15 protein-coding genes and 1 other annotated feature are annotated in these 16,261 nt (G+C 28.5%); of the genes, 13 read left to right on the forward strand and 2 right to left on the reverse strand.

Translation table 11 applies throughout. The features are described from left to right. The first annotated feature begins 27 nt into the window (after positions 1-27). The 3 genes from IR151_RS00505 to IR151_RS00515 all read left to right on the forward strand — a co-directional run bounded on the left by IR151_RS00505 (position 28) and on the right by IR151_RS00515 (position 3,946). Positions 28-2,004, forward strand: a complete 1,977-nt coding sequence (locus IR151_RS00505; protein WP_227432439.1) for an Ig-like domain-containing protein — start codon at positions 28-30, stop codon at positions 2,002-2,004. A 291-nt stretch (positions 2,005-2,295) separates the two neighbouring features. Continuing rightward, complete coding sequence (locus IR151_RS00510; RefSeq protein WP_227432440.1) at positions 2,296-2,565, forward strand: ACT domain-containing protein; 270 nt, start codon at positions 2,296-2,298, stop codon at positions 2,563-2,565. A 25-nt stretch (positions 2,566-2,590) separates the two neighbouring features. Further along, positions 2,591-3,946, forward strand: a complete 1,356-nt coding sequence (locus IR151_RS00515) for a PFL family protein (protein WP_227432441.1) — start codon at positions 2,591-2,593, stop codon at positions 3,944-3,946. Positions 3,947-4,410: 464 nt separating this feature from the next. Here the strand turns inward: IR151_RS00515 and IR151_RS00520 are convergent, their stop codons facing one another. Further along, entirely contained in the window at positions 4,411-5,451 is a 1,041-nt protein-coding gene (locus IR151_RS00520; RefSeq protein WP_227432442.1) for a PTS sugar transporter subunit IIC, read from the reverse strand. A gap of 359 nt (positions 5,452-5,810) precedes the next feature. Between IR151_RS00520 and IR151_RS00525 the strand changes: the two genes are divergently transcribed. The 9 genes from IR151_RS00525 to IR151_RS00565 all read left to right on the forward strand — a co-directional run bounded on the left by IR151_RS00525 (position 5,811) and on the right by IR151_RS00565 (position 14,477). Further along, entirely contained in the window at positions 5,811-6,446 is a 636-nt protein-coding gene (locus tag IR151_RS00525) for an HlyD family efflux transporter periplasmic adaptor subunit (RefSeq protein ID WP_227432443.1), read from the forward strand. A gap of 9 nt (positions 6,447-6,455) precedes the next feature. Continuing rightward, the gene (locus tag IR151_RS00530) at positions 6,456-7,160 is read left to right on the forward strand and encodes a YggS family pyridoxal phosphate-dependent enzyme (RefSeq protein ID WP_227432444.1); all 705 of its coding nucleotides are present in this window, start codon (positions 6,456-6,458) and stop codon (positions 7,158-7,160) included. A 39-nt stretch (positions 7,161-7,199) separates the two neighbouring features. Then, positions 7,200-7,658, forward strand: a complete 459-nt coding sequence (locus IR151_RS00535; protein WP_227432445.1) for a cell division protein SepF — start codon at positions 7,200-7,202, stop codon at positions 7,656-7,658. Between the two features lie 18 nt (positions 7,659-7,676). Further along, complete coding sequence (locus tag IR151_RS00540; protein WP_054274603.1) at positions 7,677-7,934, forward strand: YggT family protein; 258 nt, start codon at positions 7,677-7,679, stop codon at positions 7,932-7,934. A 9-nt stretch (positions 7,935-7,943) separates the two neighbouring features. After that, positions 7,944-8,729 carry a YlmH/Sll1252 family protein gene (locus tag IR151_RS00545; RefSeq protein ID WP_227432446.1) on the forward strand — a complete coding sequence of 262 codons (786 nt, stop codon included), beginning with the start codon at positions 7,944-7,946 and terminating at the stop codon, positions 8,727-8,729. A gap of 34 nt (positions 8,730-8,763) precedes the next feature. Beyond that, on the forward strand, positions 8,764-9,291 hold the full coding sequence (locus IR151_RS00550; protein ID WP_227432447.1) for a DivIVA domain-containing protein: 528 nt from the start codon (positions 8,764-8,766) through the stop codon (positions 9,289-9,291). 173 nt (positions 9,292-9,464) lie between these two features. Continuing rightward, positions 9,465-9,697, forward strand: a binding site (T-box leader). An 89-nt stretch (positions 9,698-9,786) separates the two neighbouring features. After that, positions 9,787-12,894, forward strand: coding sequence for an isoleucine--tRNA ligase (gene ileS / locus IR151_RS00555; RefSeq protein ID WP_227432448.1), 3,108 nt, complete (start codon positions 9,787-9,789; stop codon positions 12,892-12,894). A gap of 326 nt (positions 12,895-13,220) precedes the next feature. Next, complete coding sequence (locus tag IR151_RS00560; protein ID WP_227432449.1) at positions 13,221-14,093, forward strand: YitT family protein; 873 nt, start codon at positions 13,221-13,223, stop codon at positions 14,091-14,093. A 111-nt stretch (positions 14,094-14,204) separates the two neighbouring features. After that, positions 14,205-14,477, forward strand: a complete 273-nt coding sequence (locus tag IR151_RS00565; RefSeq protein WP_227432450.1) for a hypothetical protein — start codon at positions 14,205-14,207, stop codon at positions 14,475-14,477. A gap of 143 nt (positions 14,478-14,620) precedes the next feature. On the opposite strand, the gene IR151_RS00570 is transcribed toward IR151_RS00565, so the two are convergent. Beyond that, positions 14,621-15,193: a TetR/AcrR family transcriptional regulator gene (locus IR151_RS00570; RefSeq protein ID WP_227432451.1), complete on the reverse strand. Its 573-nt coding sequence runs from the start codon at positions 15,191-15,193 to the stop codon at positions 14,621-14,623. Positions 15,194-15,377: 184 nt separating this feature from the next. Between IR151_RS00570 and IR151_RS00575 the strand changes: the two genes are divergently transcribed. Then, complete coding sequence (locus IR151_RS00575; RefSeq protein ID WP_227432452.1) at positions 15,378-16,220, forward strand: DegV family protein; 843 nt, start codon at positions 15,378-15,380, stop codon at positions 16,218-16,220. Positions 16,221-16,261: the final 41 nt, after the last annotated feature.

Here is a 16,261-nt window from a genome sequence, read left to right on the forward strand (position 1 = left end):
TGATAAGAGAATTAGTAGGAGAAAAATATGAGCAAAACAAACAAAGCTTTTATTCTTATAAATTTGTTAATTATGATTTTTGCACTTTTCCCAAATAAGAGTTTTTCCCAAGAAAATAATTGTCTGAATGATTTTAAAAGTTGGATTTTGAAAAATGAATATAATAATAAAAAAATAGTTTACACTCTTTCTTGTGATATGGTAATAGATGGTTATTTTGAACTTAGTATTCCATATGGAACTAAGATTACAATAGATACCAATAAGTATAAAATACTCATAAAAGATAAAGGGAACTTTTTTATCAATGGGAATGAATTAAATATAATTGGAGAAGGTGAAACAGACGGTGTAATTCATGTAGAACGAGGAGGAAAGCTAAGGATAGGGATAGATAATATAACTGCTTTAAATGGAACTGCTTTGTATGCAGAAGAAGAAGCTGATTTAATTATAGATACATATTATGGTGAGGTTGGAAACATAAAAGCAAGTGGAGAAAACGCTATAGGAATTTATTCGGAAAATAATGTTAGAGTAGACTGTAAAACGATTGAAGTTGATGGAGAAAATGCTATAGGAATTTATTCTAAGGGAGAAGTCGAAATAGAGGATACTTCAGTAATTGTCAATGATGATAATAAACAGCAAAGTTTAGGGTTAAGAAGTAACAATAAAAAAGGACGGTCAATTGTATCAGAGATCAAGAATGTCTATATTATAGGAGAGCAAAATACAATAATGCCAGATATACCTCAAGATGATGATTATAATATTATAAGGTGTAATTGCAGAGGTATTGGAGTCTTTGAAGAGGAAATAATGATAACAAAAGAAGATAAAATAGAAGATTTAAAATTTCCTCAAACTGTAACTTTAAAAACTTCTAGTGGAAAGTTTAAAAGGTTAGATGTGGACTGGGATTTATCAAATTACTATACTGATTTAAATAAAAATGCAGAGTTCGTGATAAAAGGAAAATTTAAAGAAGAATATCTAAATGAAAATAATATAGTGCTAAATCATAATGTTGCGCCTATTTTATATGTTCATGTTACAAATAAAGGACCTATAAACGATTTAGAAGTATCTTTTATAAACTCAAAAAAGGGTTATTCAGCTATTTTAGATTACAGTATGCCATATAATGCCAAGAAGGTATTTGTAGAATATTCTGATGATGGTATAAATTGGGTAAGCAAAGAATTAAATTATATTAGTAACCAAACTATACTTGATTTTGAAGATTTTAAATTGAGATGTTTTAGAGTAAATGTAGAAGGTGGATTAAGGGACGGATATTCAAATATATTTTTAAAACCAGGATTTGTGATGGGTGGAGGCAATGGTCAGATGACACCAGAAGATGACCGAGACGTTATTATAGATGGAGGTGATCGTGGAGGTGGTGGTAGAGATGACCCAGATAGAGATGGCAGTAGTGAAAATGAGGGTAATAACAATAAAAATAAAGAAGAAGATAATAATGAAAATAAAGAAAATACTGACAATGGTAGTAATGAAAATAATGATTCTAATGGAGGAAAACCAAATGATTCAGAAGATAACATAGGACCAAGTGCTGGTGGTGTCGATAATAAAAATCATCAAAATAATAAAGAAAATACTGATATAAATGCTGATAAAGAAAATGATTATGAGTATAAAAATAAATTTAATAGTAAAAATTTAATGATAGAAGATGATAGCAATTATAATTTAAAACAGAAATCAGTATTTAGCAATAATAATCAATATTTCTCTTATGGAGAGGCTTTTGTAAACGGAAATAAAGAAATAAACAATGAAAAATCAGGAGTAAATAATTATGATGAAATAGCAAATGACAATGAGAATCTTAAATCTATATTTAAAAAATATAATTTAAATAGAGAGATTTTCTTTTTACTTTGTATATTAACTCCAACTATGATTGTTTCTATATTAGCTGTAAATCCAAGTGTAAGAAAAAATGTAATAGAATTCATACAAATAAAAAAATAATTTTTAAAAAGGTATTATTTAGTAAATTATAAAGCTACTAAGTAATGCCTTTCATTATTATGAAAACTATATATAACTATTAATAAAATGATATATAATATACAGTTTGGTTAAATAGTATAAAAATAATAGAATATTGAAAAAAAATTGACAAATGAATATATAGGTATTAAAATATATTAAATATATACATAAAAAGTGATTTACCAACAAATAAATGAAATATATGTTAGCAACTAGTTCAATTTGTAAAAATGTAAGATTTATAAAAAAATAAGGGAGGATATTATTATGAGAGCAATTTTAACAGTGATTGGAAAGGATAAACCAGGTATAGTAGCAGGAATTAGTGATGAGCTATACAAGCAAAATATTAATATAGTAGATATTTCACAAAAAATACTTCAAGAATATTTTACAATGATTATGGTAGTTGATTTAGAAAAAGCATTAAATTCTTTTGAGCAAACGGTTGAAGATTTAATTGAAAGAGGAAAGAAATTATCAGTAGATGTAAAAATTCAAAGAGAAGAAATCTTTAATTCAATGCATAATCTGTAGTAAATAGTAAGGGGAGGTGATAACAGTGAATGTAGGAAATATACTTGAAACAATCAAGATGATAGATGAAGAACAGTTAGATATAAGAACTATAACTATGGGGATTTCATTACTAGATTGTATAGACCCTGATGGAGATAAAGCGAGAGAAAAAATATATAATAAAATTATGAATTCTGCTAAAGACTTAGTAAAAGTTGGTAAGGATATAGAACGTGAATTTGGTATTCCAATTGTAAATAAAAGAGTATCAGTAACTCCAATATCCATTATTGCAGGTGCAACAGATGAAGAAGATTATGTGAAATTCGCACAGACATTAGATAAAGCAGCAGAGGATTTAGGAATAGACTTTATTGGTGGATTCTCAGCATTGGTTCAAAAGGGATATACAAAAGGTGATAAGATATTAATTAAATCAATTCCAAGAGCTTTGGCAAGTACTAATAAGGTATGTGCTTCAGTAAATGTAGGTTCTACACGATGTGGTATAAATATGGATGCAGTAAAAGAAATGGGAGAAATTATAAAAGAAACTGCAGAAATGACAAAAGATGCAAAAGGATTTGGTTGTGCAAAACTAGTAGTATTTTGTAATGCAGTAGAAGATAATCCATTTATGGCAGGAGCATTCCATGGTGTTGGTGAAGCAGATAGAATTATCAATGTTGGTGTAAGTGGTCCTGGTGTTGTTAAGAGAGCTTTAGAAAAGGTAAAAGGAGAGCCATTTGATGTTGTTGCAGAAACTGTTAAAAAGACAGCATTTAAAATTACAAGAGTTGGACAACTTGTAGCGAAAGAAGCTTCTAGTAGACTAGATGTTCCATTTGGAATAATAGACCTATCATTAGCCCCTACACCTGCAATTGGAGATTCAGTAGCAAATATATTAGAAGAGATGGGACTTGAAGTTGTTGGTACTCATGGTACTACAGCAGCACTAGCTCTTTTAAATGATGCAGTTAAAAAGGGTGGAGTTATGGCATGTTCACATGTTGGAGGACTCAGTGGAGCGTTTATACCAGTATCTGAAGATGCAGGTATGATTGATGCTGTTATTAAGGGTGCTTTAAGTATAGATAAACTTGAAGCTATGACTGCAATTTGTTCTGTAGGTCTTGATATGATAGCTGTGCCAGGAGATACTACAGCAGGTACACTTGGAGCTATGATAGCTGATGAAGCAGCAATAGGTATGATTAATAATAAGACTACAGCAGTTAGAATTATACCAGCACCAGGGTGTGATGTAGGTGATATGGTCGAGTTTGGAGGTCTTTTAGGACGAGCACCAGTAATGCCTATAAATAAAAATTCATCTGAACTGTTTACTCAAAGAGGAGGAAGAATTCCAGCTCCTATACATTCATTTAAAAACTAAGTACATTACATATAATAATATTCAAATAAAGATTTATATGACAGAATTAAAGTTGTCTATGTGAGTCTATATATTGAAAGATTATAATTAAAATAATAAATTTTAAAATTTTTGTTGAGATTGTGATAACAACAAAGCGATACATAGACTTTTTAAAAGGTCATGTATCGCTTTTATTTTTTAATATTATCTAATTATTAAATAGAACTTTTTATGTACCTTAAAAGTTATGATATCTAATAGTAATAAATTATACTAACATTTATTTTTAATACATCAACTAAATAAAAAACTAAATAAAAAGTAAATTAAAAAAATAAAAAACTATCTAAATATTTAACACACATAATAATCATAAATAAATATAAAAATAAAACGCTTGCAATTAATAAAATTGCCTACAATATAAAACTTTATCATTTAAAATATTAACTTAAAATATTAATTTATAAATCTTATTATTTTTAAGCAATTTCTTTTTCTACATCAGTACCACGTATTTCACCAGCAGTAAGAACTTTAAAAGTACTGAATATTTTCGAGCCTAAAAATCCTGCAGCTACATTAAATAAGGCACATAAGCCAGCTGTTATGAGTACTTGATTAACTGGATTATAGGCAAACATTATAGCAAATCCAGCTACAGGTGTAGCTGTACCTGGAGTCATATTTACAAGACCCATCAAAGCTACAATGATACCAGAAAAAGCACCTCCAAAGAAATTAGTACAATATATAGGTATTGGATTTGCCGAAATTATGTCTGATTGAGTCAATGGTTCAATAGCAACAGATATAATATCTTTTTTAGATCCTAACTTCAATCTTGCAAATAATGTTGAGTTCATAAAAGCTGAACCAAAAGCACCTAATGCTCCTATTGCCATAGGAAGACCAGTAAGACCAATTATAGACGTAAGCGCCATTGAACTAAGTGGAGATGTACCAACTACTGTTATTAAGCCTCCTAATATAATTCCCATTACTATAGGACTAATATTAGTAGCCTCTATTAAAACTTGTCCGATTTGTAGTAGTGTACTATTAACTAATGGGTCTACATTTGATGCTATAAGACGAGATAGTGGTGCACATAGAAGGATTACAACTACTAAATCCACTCCAGGTGGTACCTTTTTCTCTATAAACTTAATTAAGAAAGAAACAAAGTATCCAGCAACGAATCCAGATAATATAGAAAAATCTAAACATGATAATCCTATTAAAACAGCATAAACTGGAGATACACCAAGAGCTAATGGCACAAGTATAGCAGCAGCAACTCCACCAAGGCTACCATTAGCGGCTCCAACACTTCTAAAAAATTCCATACCTAAAACGTCGCCAAGTAAAGAAAGATTGAATGCCTCGACTAAGAAAGTAGCACAAGCAGCACTTGCAAGAGCTCCCATAGCTTTCATACCATATGGAGCTTTGTAACTAAAAATTGTGAAACAACATAGAACCAATAAAAGTAAACCTGTTCCTAATAAAATTTCTGACATAAGAAAATCCTCCTTGTATTTTTTTTAGGACATAAACTTTTGCTTATGATAACGTTATCCTAATGTGTAAATAATTAACTAATTAATGACAACAGAACAAAAGTAATTTTAAATTTTAATTGGTTTTATATTGTATCTAAAAATAAAAATAACTATAAAGGTATATAAAGCAAGTTTAAAATCTAAGTTAAACTTATACTTTACAATATAATTATATATAAATAATACAATCTTGTATAGGAAGATTGATAAAAAATAAATTTAATATGAAAAAAAACAATTATTATCATATAAAAAAGGAATAAACCTTTTTTAGAAGAAGTATTTATAATGAAAGAAATTATATAGGGGGAGAGTCTTTGAAAAAGGTTAAATATACCAGATTAGTGATACTTGGTATTCTTATATATTTAGTATTTAATATTTTAATAATGATTATTAGTAAGAATGTAGATACATTAGTATTAAAATCTGAAGTAGTCGATGCAAAAATTAGTACAGAAGGTACTCTAGAAAAAGACTTTAATGACCAGAGTAGTTATTTATCAATATATGTTGATAAAGAAGATTATAAAAGATTTGAAAAAAATCAAGATGTCGTAATTGAATATGACAAACAAAAAATAGATGCAAAAGTTTACAAAATATATAAAAATAATAATAAAATAATGGTAAAATTAAAAATAAGTAACCAAATTATTGGAAATCAGGATACAAGTGTCGAAGAATTTGATATAATATATAATCAGATGGAATGTTTAAAAATACCTAAAACTTCTATAAAAACAAAAGACAATAAACGTGGTGTATATGTAATTGATGAACAATCACAAAGTGTAAAATTTGTCATACTAGAAGGGATAACTTATGAAAATGAATCTTCTGTATTTGTGGATTATTATAAAAATGACATAAATGGAGTTAAAAGTGTTAATCTATATGACAAAATAATTTTAAGACCTAACAAAATAAACACAAATATAAGGATAAAGTAGGTGATAATAATGGGTTCTGTTAAAGAGAATTTATCTGAAATAAGAAGTAAAATTGATGAAGCTGCAAAAAAAGTAAATAGAGATAGTAAAGAAATCACTCTTTTAGCAGTTACTAAAACTGTTGATGTAGATTTAGTTAATGAAGCAATGGAAGAAGGAATTACTTCTGTTGGTGAAAATAAACCTCAAGAATTAGCTAGAAAGTATGATATTATAGGTGACAAACTAAATTGGCACTTAATAGGAACTTTGCAAACAAATAAAGTTAAGTACATAATAGATAAAGTTTGTATGATACATTCTTTAGATAGAGTTGCATTATGCGAGGAAATTCAAAAACGGGCTGAGCAAATAAATAGAGAAATAGATTGCTTAGTACAAGTGAATATATCTAAAGAAGAATCTAAACATGGACTTGATAAAGGAGAAGTTATAGATTTTGTCAAAGAAGTGTCAGAAAAATATAAAAATATAAAAATAAAAGGTCTAATGACAATGGCACCTTTTGTAGCAGATGAAGATGAAATAAGAGGTGTATTCAAAGGTCTTAAAGATTTATCAACACAAATAAAAGAATTAAACATATCTAATGTAGGTATGGATGTTTTATCAATGGGAATGAGTCACGATTATGAAATTGCTATAGAGGAAGGGGCTACCATTGTTAGAGTTGGAACATCAATCTTTGGAGAAAGAAATTACAATAAAAAATAATTACTCAAATCTGAATAAATTCTAAGGAGGAAGTTAATAATGTCAAATGGAATAATATCTAAATTTAAGAACTGGATAGTTGATGAAGATGAAGATTATGTTGAAGATGAATATGAAGGTGGTATGGAAGATATAGTTCAAGAGGAAGAAATAAATGGAGGATTTAGTGCTGCAAAAGCAAATAAAATTGTAAATTTACATACAACTTCTCAAATGAAAGTTGTAATAGTTGAACCTAAAGTTTATGATGAAGCTGCAACTATAGCAGACCATCTAAAACAAAGAAGGGCAGTTATAGTGAATTTGGAAGGATTGACTAATTCTGAAGTTCGTAAATCTATATTTAATTTTATGAATGGAGCGGTTTATGTTTTAGATGGAAGTATACAAAAGGTTTCTAAGTCAATATTTATACTAGCTCCTAATAATGTAGATATAGATGCAAATATGAAAAAAGAATTAGAAAGCAAAGCATTCTTCCCTTGGCAAAATAAATAGTAAAAAGGCGGTTAATGTATGGGAACAATAAGAATTGCACTATATTATCTTTTAGACATAATAGCATGGATGATAGTTATAAAAAGCTTGATGACTTGGTTTCCAAATGGAAGACAAAGCAAAATTTTTGAGATTTTAGAAAATCTTACAGAGCCAATAGAAGGTCCAATCAGGTCTATAATGTACAAATACACAAATGGGCCGATAGATTTTTCTCCTTTAATTGCAATAGTATTATTGATGTTCCTAAGACAATTAGTATTGGTTATATTCTAAGGTGATAACATGGACAAATTGAAATTGACAAATCACATAAAGGATGTAGACTTGAAAAATAAAATGTTTAAAGTAATAGACAAGGCTAATAGTTGTATAAAAAACTATAATGTTAAGTCTACTGAGTTTCTTAATCCATATGAAGTGAGAAATGCTGTAGATATATTAAATTCTACTAATGAAATAAAATACAGTGTGGATGGAGGTTATGAACAAGCTGAAAGAAGCACTGTATTTATTTATCCATTTTACATGGAATATGAGGATATAGAAGATACTCTTAGATTTTTACAAATAGAAGGAAATTTTAAATTTAAAAGTATATCTCATAAAGATTATTTAGGAGCAATTTTGAATCTAGGTATAAAAAGAGACAAAATTGGAGATATAATTATACATGATAGTTTTTGTCAAGTAGTTGTAAGTAGTGATATTTGTGATTTTATAATCATAAATTTAGAGAAAGTTTCAAGAAATAGTGTAATTGTAAAGGAAATTTCCAGAGAAAATATTGTTAATAGTTCTTCAAAATATAAAGAAGTATCATTTACAGTATCTTCAGATAGGTTAGATTGTATCATAAGTAGTCTTTACAATATATCTAGGCAAGATAGTGCAAAATACATAAATGGAGAAAAAGTCCATGTCAATTATGAAAAGATAACTTCAACTTCTAAAATAATTAAAAATGATGATTTAATTTCTATTAGAGGTAAAGGAAGAGCTAAAGTAACACAAATAGGAGATATTACTAAAAAAGGAAGAATAAAAGTTCAAGCAAAATTAATTGTATAAGGACTAATTAAAATTATAGCTGGGAGGAAATGTAATGCTAACTCCAATTGAGATAGAAAATAAAGAGTTTAAAAAAGGTTTAAGAGGTTATAGAGATGAAGAAGTTGATGAGTTTTTAGATATTATCAAAGAAGATTATGAATCTCTATGTAGAGAGAATACAGCTCTTAAAGAAAAATTAGGATTATATCAAGATCAAGTAAATAAATATGAAAATATTGAAGAAACACTAAAAGCTACTTTAATAACTGCTCAAAGTGCAGCAGAAGACACTTGTAGTGCAGCAAATAAAAAGGCTAAGATAATCGTTGAAGAAGCAGATTTAAAGGCTAGACAAATTATAGAACAAGCTAATAATCGTGTTATAGAGATAAGAAAAGAGTATGATGCTTTAGTTAAAGAATTTAAGATATTTAGAAATAAATTTAAATCATTGTTAGAAGATGAAATAAGAAGTGTCGATGAGATTTTTTATGATGTAGATGAAAAATGTGTAAATGCATTTGAAGGTACATCAGTGTATAATTATAGTAATGATGAAGCTGCTACAACTTTAGAATAAACAATAATTTTACTGGATTTTAGGTAGAATTATTGTTTAAGTTTGAGAATACTATAACAAAAACACAAAATAGGATAAATATGTAAGAAAAATATAAATTATTATATTTTTCAAAAATATATTGACTATTCAAATTATTTGTTATAGAATTTCATATAAACACAGATAAATTTTTAAAAGCGTTGATAGAGACAATTATCTTTAGATAATTTTACAGAGAATTGGGTATGCTGAGAACCAAGGAATTTATAAAGATGAAAATCACTCTTGAGCTGCAGGCTGAACGATTAAACTTTATTAAGCTGTGCCGGTTAGTGCCGTTATACTATTAGAGTGTTATATGTGACTATTGTTAAGTTCACATATAGAATTAGGGTGGTAACGCGATTGATAACTCGTCCCTTTGTTTAAAGGGGACGAGTTTTTTATTATTCAAATTTACGTAAAAGAATAAAAACTTTGGAATTATAATAACTGTAGGAAAGGGTGATTTACATGGCAAAATTTAAGCCATTGGTGGACAGTTCTGTGAAACAAGCAGAAGCACAAGTTTTTGACTATTGGAAAGACATAGATATACTTGAAAAAACTCTAGAAAAAGGTAAAGACGACCCAAGTTTTGTATTTTATGAAGGACCTCCAACAGCTAATGGAAATCCTGGAGTACATCACGTTTTATCTAGAACACTTAAAGATTCTGTTTGTAGATATAAAACAATGTCTGGTTATCAAGTAAAGAGAAAAGCTGGTTGGGATACACACGGATTGCCAGTTGAAATACAAGTAGAAAAAGAATTAGGTCTTACTAGCAAGCAACAAATAGAAGAATATGGAATAGCTGAATTTAACCAAAAATGTAGAGAGTCAGTTTTCTCATTTGAAAAACAATGGAGAATAATGACTGAGAGAATGGCTTATGAAGTTGACTTAGATAATCCATATATAACTTTAGATAATAACTATATAGAATCTGTATGGTGGATATTGAATAAGTTCAATAAAGAAGGATATATATATGAAGGGCATAAAATACTTCCTTATTGCCCAAGATGTGGAACTGGTCTTGCTAGTCATGAGGTTGCACAAGGATATAAAGAAGTAAAGACAAATACAGTTGTAGCTAAATTTAAGAAAAAAGATGCTGATGAATATTTCTTAGCATGGACAACTACTCCATGGACTTTACCATCAAATGTTTCATTAACAGTGAATGCTGATGTTGATTACTTAAAAGTTAAAAAAGGTGATGAGGTATATTATGTATCTAAACCTTTAGCTAATAAAGTACTAGGTGAAGACTATGAAGTTTTAGAAGAAATGAAAGGTAAAGATTTAGAAGGCTTAGAATATGAACAATTAATGCCTTTTGTAGAAGTTGATAAAAAAGCATTTTTCATTACAGTAGGAGATTATGTAACTACTGAAGATGGTACTGGAATAGTTCATACAGCACCAGCATTTGGTGAAGATGACTACAATACAGGTAAAAGATACGATTTACCAGTTGTACAGCCAGTAGATGAAACTGGTAAATTTACAACTACTCCTTGGGAAGGTAGATTTGTAATGGAAGATGGGCTAGATGTTGAAATAATAAAATGGCTAGCTTCTGAAAATAAACTATATAGTAAAGAAAAAGTAGTTCATAATTATCCACATTGTTGGAGATGCCAAACTCCACTTGTGTACTATGCAAAACCAAGCTGGTATATAGAAATGACTAAGCTTAAGGATAAATTAATAGAAAATAATAATGGTGTAAAATGGTTCCCAGGCTTTGTAGGTGAAAAGAGATTTGGAAACTGGTTAGAAAATCTAAATGACTGGGCAATATCAAGAACTAGATATTGGGGAACTCCACTTCCTATATGGAGATGTGAATGCGGTCATACAGATTCAGTTGGTTCAAGAGCAGAATTAGCTGAAAAAGCTATAGAAGATGTAAACCCAGAAACTGTAGAACTTCATAGACCATATGTAGATGATATACACTTGAAGTGTGAAAAATGTGGAAAACCAATGACAAGAGTAACAGAAGTTATAGACTGCTGGTTTGATAGTGGAGCTATGCCATTTGCACAACACCACTATCCATTTGAAAACAAAGAAAACTTTGATGAGCTATTCCCAGCTGATTATATATCAGAAGGTATAGACCAAACTAGAGGTTGGTTCTACTCATTACTTGCAGTATCAACATTTGTATTAGGAAAAGCACCGTATAAGAGTGTCTTAGTTCCAGACCTTGTACTTGATAAAGATGGAAAGAAAATGAGTAAATCAAGAGGAAATACAGTAAATCCTATGCAGTTGTTTGATCAATATGGAGCAGATGCGCTAAGATGGTATTTACTATATGTTTCTCCACCATGGACTCCAACTAAATTTGATATGGATGGATTAAAAGAAATCCAAAGTAAATTTATAGGTACTATGAAAAATGTATATAACTTCTTTACTTTATATGCAAATACAGATGATATAAATCCAACTGAATTCTTTGTAGAATACAAAGATAGACCAGAACTTGACAGATGGATACTATCTAAATTCAATAATTTAATGAAAGATGTAGAAGAAAATTTAGAGATATTTGAATTAAATAAAACTTTAAGAATGATACAAGATTTCATAAATGATGATTTATCTAACTGGTATATAAGACGTTCAAGAAGAAGATTCTGGGCAACTGAATTAACAGAAGATAAAAAAGCTGTATACAATACAACTTATGAATTATTACATGGACTTTGCAGAGCTATAGCACCATTTGCTCCATATATGTCAGAAGAAATGTATAGAAACCTAACTGGAGAAGTATCTGTTCATTTAGCTGAATATCCTAAGTTTAATGAGAGTTTAGTTGATACTAAATTAGAAGAAAAAATGGATTTAGCTAAGAATCTAGTTACTTTAGGTAGAGCTTCAAGAGAAGTTGAGAGAATAAAAGTTCGTCAACCATTACAAAAAGTATTAGTAGATGGTAAATTTGAAGACACAATAAGTGATGTAGTTGATTTAATAAAAGAAGAGCTTAATGTTAAAGAGGTAGTATTTGCTAAAGATTTAGATGAATATATGAACTTTAGCCTAAAACCAAACTTTAAAGAAGCTGGACCAATATTAGGCGCTAAGATGAACTTATTTGTAGGAGCATTAAACAAGTTAAATGCACATGAAACTGCTAATAAACTTGAAAATGGTGAAACTTTAACAGTTGATTTAAATGGAGAAGCATTTGAATTTAATAAAGACTTAGTATTAATAGGTATAACTGCTAAAGAAGGATTTAATGTATCTGTTGAAAATAATCTTTTTGTTATACTAGATACTAAATTAACTGATGAGTTAGTTGATGAAGGATATGCTAGAGAATTTATATCTAAAGTACAACAATTGAGAAAATCTAATAACTTTGAAGTACTAGACAACATAGTAATAGATTACTGTGGTGATGATGAGATTGCTAAAGCTGTTGAGCATTTTGATGAATACATCAAGTCTGAGACTTTAGCTTTAGAAATAAATAGAGTGGATGATAAATCTTTAGAAGAACAAAACTTAAATGACCATATGACAGGTATAAAAGTTACAAGAAAATAAAAAATAACAAGCTGTTAATTAAGAGCCCTATAGAAAATGATTTGTAAATTTCTATAGGGCTTTTTTTAAAAAGATAGCTTATTTCTTTATTTAATTAATTGTTTTTGTACTTCAATAATTAAATGTTTTAATATTCCAAAATTTACAACAAATAAATTTATATAAATCATATAAATTATTTATAGCATATGATAAAATGTTAATGAATAAACGTTTAAGTGAGGATGAATAATATTTTAGAGTGAACTACTTCTGGTAAATTTATTTTTAAATTTATTGTGTATTATGCAGGGTGGTTTATTTATTATGCAAAGGGGTGCGTTTTGATGTATGGTGAAAGCAAAAAACTAAGTATTGATAATAACATATTTTTGCAATATGGTCTTATTATATTGGGAATGATTTTATCAACCTTAGGAATAAATTTATATCTAGCGCCAGCCAAGTTGTTAAGTGGAGGAGTAGCTGGAATTTGTGTTATATTATATAAGTTATTTGGTATAAATCAGGGATTATCTAGTTTTTTGATGAATATACCAATATTTATTATAGCTAAGAAGTATTTTGATAATAAATTTTTGTTAATAAGTTTTGTAAATATGTTACTATTTTCTGTTGCACTTGGTTTAACACAAGATATTGCTAAATATTTTCCAATAAATGATACTATGCTACAATCTATTTATGGTGGTGTTTTAACTGGTATAGGTATGGGATTGACCTTTAAAGCAAGAGCTACTGCTGGAGGGCTTGATATAATAGCAGCTATAATGAAAAGAAAGTACGATATACCAATGAAAAATACATTTTTATTTATTAATTTCTTTGTAGTATGTGCAGGTGCATTTTTATTTGGAGCAAAATTGGTAATGTACACTCTAATTACTATGTATATAATTTCTTTTACAATGGATATAGCAAAAGATTGCTTTGATAGAAAAAAATCTATACTTTTAATATCAAATAGATATGAAGAAATATCAAAAGTAATAATGAATAAGATGGGTAGAGGAGTAACTTTTTTAGAAGCAGAAGGAGCATATACGCAGAATAAGAAAAAAATGATTTACTGTATCATATCTGCAAATGAAGTAGGTAAATTTAAGGATTTAATTTATGATATGGATAGTGAAGCTTTTATTTCTGTAAACAATGTAGAAGAAGTAAAAGGTGGAGGTTTTAAGGATAAATTTTTATAAGATATAAGTGTTAAAAAATACCATATATCTTGTTATTGTACCTAGTTAGATGTATACTGTAACTAATGGGGCACATGAAGTGCTCAATAATATACTAGGAGGTATAATAATATGTTAAGAGAGAGATTTGTAGTAAGAAATCATCATAATCCACATGCTAATGGATGCTGTGGAACTGGAGGAGAAGGATGCTGTGGGGGAGATAACCATCAACATTCACACGAGCATTCTCACAGTCATGGACATGAACATGAGCATGTAAATGGTGTAGGTCATGACCATAATCATGATGATGGATTTTCAGGAACTCATGAGCATGGGCATGAACATACACATATACATGGGCATGAACATTTAGATGGGCATACACATCAACATAAATAGAAGTATTTTAAATTAATAAAATGATTTTTATTTTGTTATTCCATGAAGGTTTAAATAAAAATTATTCATAGCAAATAAAAAAGTGAGCTGTTAAATTAAAAAACTTTAATAGTTCACTTTTATTAATTATTAAAATATCAAGTTTAAATCCAATGGTTAACTAAAAAAGAAGCGATATTTTCATAAGGCATTTTTTCTGTTTTTAACAAGCTTTGGACAACTAAACCATCAACTATAGACATAAGTAAAAAAGAAAAGGATTCAGCATCCTGTTCATTCTCATCACCACTATATTTTTCAAGAGATTCAATAATTTCAGATTTAAGGGTAGCTCGCCATTCAATATATTTCAATCTCATTCTTTCTTTTAAATCATCATTTGAAGTAATAGCTTCACAAATAAGATACATATGTACTCTACCACGACTTTCTATAGTAGATATTTTTTCTAGTATTAAGTTGACCATTTCTATTTGAGAATTTTTGGATTTGACATTTTTTACACAGTTTAATATAGCACTAGTTATAACTTCTAAATGAGTATCAGCAATGTCATATATAATATCATTTTTAGATGAGTAGTGATAATATAGTGTACCCTTACTTATATTCACATCTTTTGCAATATCAGCAAGACTGGTATTTTGAACTCCATTTTTGGCTATTAAATTAGTAGCAGATAATAAAATAGCTTGTTTCATATTATTTGTTTTCATAAAACCTACCTTTCTATGTATATTTATAACAAATTAATAACATTATAAGCTTATAGAAAATTATTGTCAATAAAGCAAGAATCTATATCTATTGACTTTTTTTCATCCAAAATATAAAATAATAATTAAATCGGTCGTACGACCGACTGAATAAACAAAAACAATATCTTATAGTGAGGTTAATATGGATAAAATAAAATTGATAGTAGACAGTGCATGTGACTTACCTAATCATATAATAGAGAAATACAATATTGAAGTTATTGGTTTAAATGTATCTTTTGGAGAAGAGAACTATATATCTGGGAAGGAAATAGATAATGAAACTTTCTACAGAAAAATGGATGAAAGTAAATTATTGCCAAAAACATCATGTCCTTCACCAGATAAGTTTTTAGAAGCATATCAATGCGAAGAGGAAAGTATATTAGTAATTAGCATAAGTTCAGGATTATCTGGAACTTATAATAGTGCACTTTTGGCAAAAGACATGTTCGAAAAAGAAGGAAATAATAAAAAAATTGAAATTATAGATTCACTTAGTGGGTCAATTGGCATAGGACAATTAGTATTAAAAGCGGCAATATTAATAAAAGAAGGAAAAGAACTTGAAGAAATTGTTTCAATAATAGATAGATATAAAGACAATCCACCATTTTATGGAACTCTAGAGACATTAGAAAATGCTATAAAAGGAGGTAGAATAAATCCAATAGCAGGAAAAATTATAAATACATTAAATTTAAAGGCTATAATACAAGTTGCAGATGGGATTGTAACTCCAATAGATAAGGCAAGGGGTGAAGGGAATAGCTTGAAAAAACTGATTCAGTTAGTAGAATCAAAAATTATAGATAAAGAAGAGAAGGTTTTATTTATAGGACATGCTAACTGCCCTGAAAAAGCTCAAAAAGTAAGAGAAGCTATGGAAAAAGATGTTAAATATAAAGACGTTGTAATCTGTGAAGTTGGTTCAGTAATGGGAACATATACTTCAAAAGGTGCAATTTTGATAACTGCAATATAAACAACAAACTAAAAAGTTAAAGCTGTATAAAAATGAATAAA

The sequence above is a fragment of the Clostridioides sp. ES-S-0006-03 genome (genome assembly GCF_020662275.1).
Taxonomy (GTDB): domain Bacteria; phylum Bacillota; class Clostridia; order Peptostreptococcales; family Peptostreptococcaceae; genus Clostridioides.

What these genes read in the sequence shown, in the direction of transcription:
- IR151_RS00560 (WP_227432449.1), top strand. Translation starts at nt 13,221, where the DNA reads ATGTATGGTGAAAGCAAAAAACTAAGTATTGATAATAACATATTTTTG.
- IR151_RS00550 (WP_227432447.1), top strand. Translation starts at nt 8,764, where the DNA reads ATGCTAACTCCAATTGAGATAGAAAATAAAGAGTTTAAAAAAGGTTTA.
- IR151_RS00520 (WP_227432442.1), bottom strand. Translation starts at nt 5,451, where the DNA reads ATGTCAGAAATTTTATTAGGAACAGGTTTACTTTTATTGGTTCTATGT.
- IR151_RS00545 (WP_227432446.1), top strand. Translation starts at nt 7,944, where the DNA reads ATGGACAAATTGAAATTGACAAATCACATAAAGGATGTAGACTTGAAA.
- IR151_RS00505 (WP_227432439.1), top strand. Translation starts at nt 28, where the DNA reads ATGAGCAAAACAAACAAAGCTTTTATTCTTATAAATTTGTTAATTATG.
- IR151_RS00540 (WP_054274603.1), top strand. Translation starts at nt 7,677, where the DNA reads ATGGGAACAATAAGAATTGCACTATATTATCTTTTAGACATAATAGCA.
- IR151_RS00565 (WP_227432450.1), top strand. Translation starts at nt 14,205, where the DNA reads ATGTTAAGAGAGAGATTTGTAGTAAGAAATCATCATAATCCACATGCT.
- IR151_RS00530 (WP_227432444.1), top strand. Translation starts at nt 6,456, where the DNA reads ATGGGTTCTGTTAAAGAGAATTTATCTGAAATAAGAAGTAAAATTGAT.
- ileS (WP_227432448.1), top strand. Translation starts at nt 9,787, where the DNA reads ATGGCAAAATTTAAGCCATTGGTGGACAGTTCTGTGAAACAAGCAGAA.
- IR151_RS00570 (WP_227432451.1), bottom strand. Translation starts at nt 15,193, where the DNA reads ATGAAAACAAATAATATGAAACAAGCTATTTTATTATCTGCTACTAAT.
- IR151_RS00575 (WP_227432452.1), top strand. Translation starts at nt 15,378, where the DNA reads ATGGATAAAATAAAATTGATAGTAGACAGTGCATGTGACTTACCTAAT.
- IR151_RS00510 (WP_227432440.1), top strand. Translation starts at nt 2,296, where the DNA reads ATGAGAGCAATTTTAACAGTGATTGGAAAGGATAAACCAGGTATAGTA.
- IR151_RS00535 (WP_227432445.1), top strand. Translation starts at nt 7,200, where the DNA reads ATGTCAAATGGAATAATATCTAAATTTAAGAACTGGATAGTTGATGAA.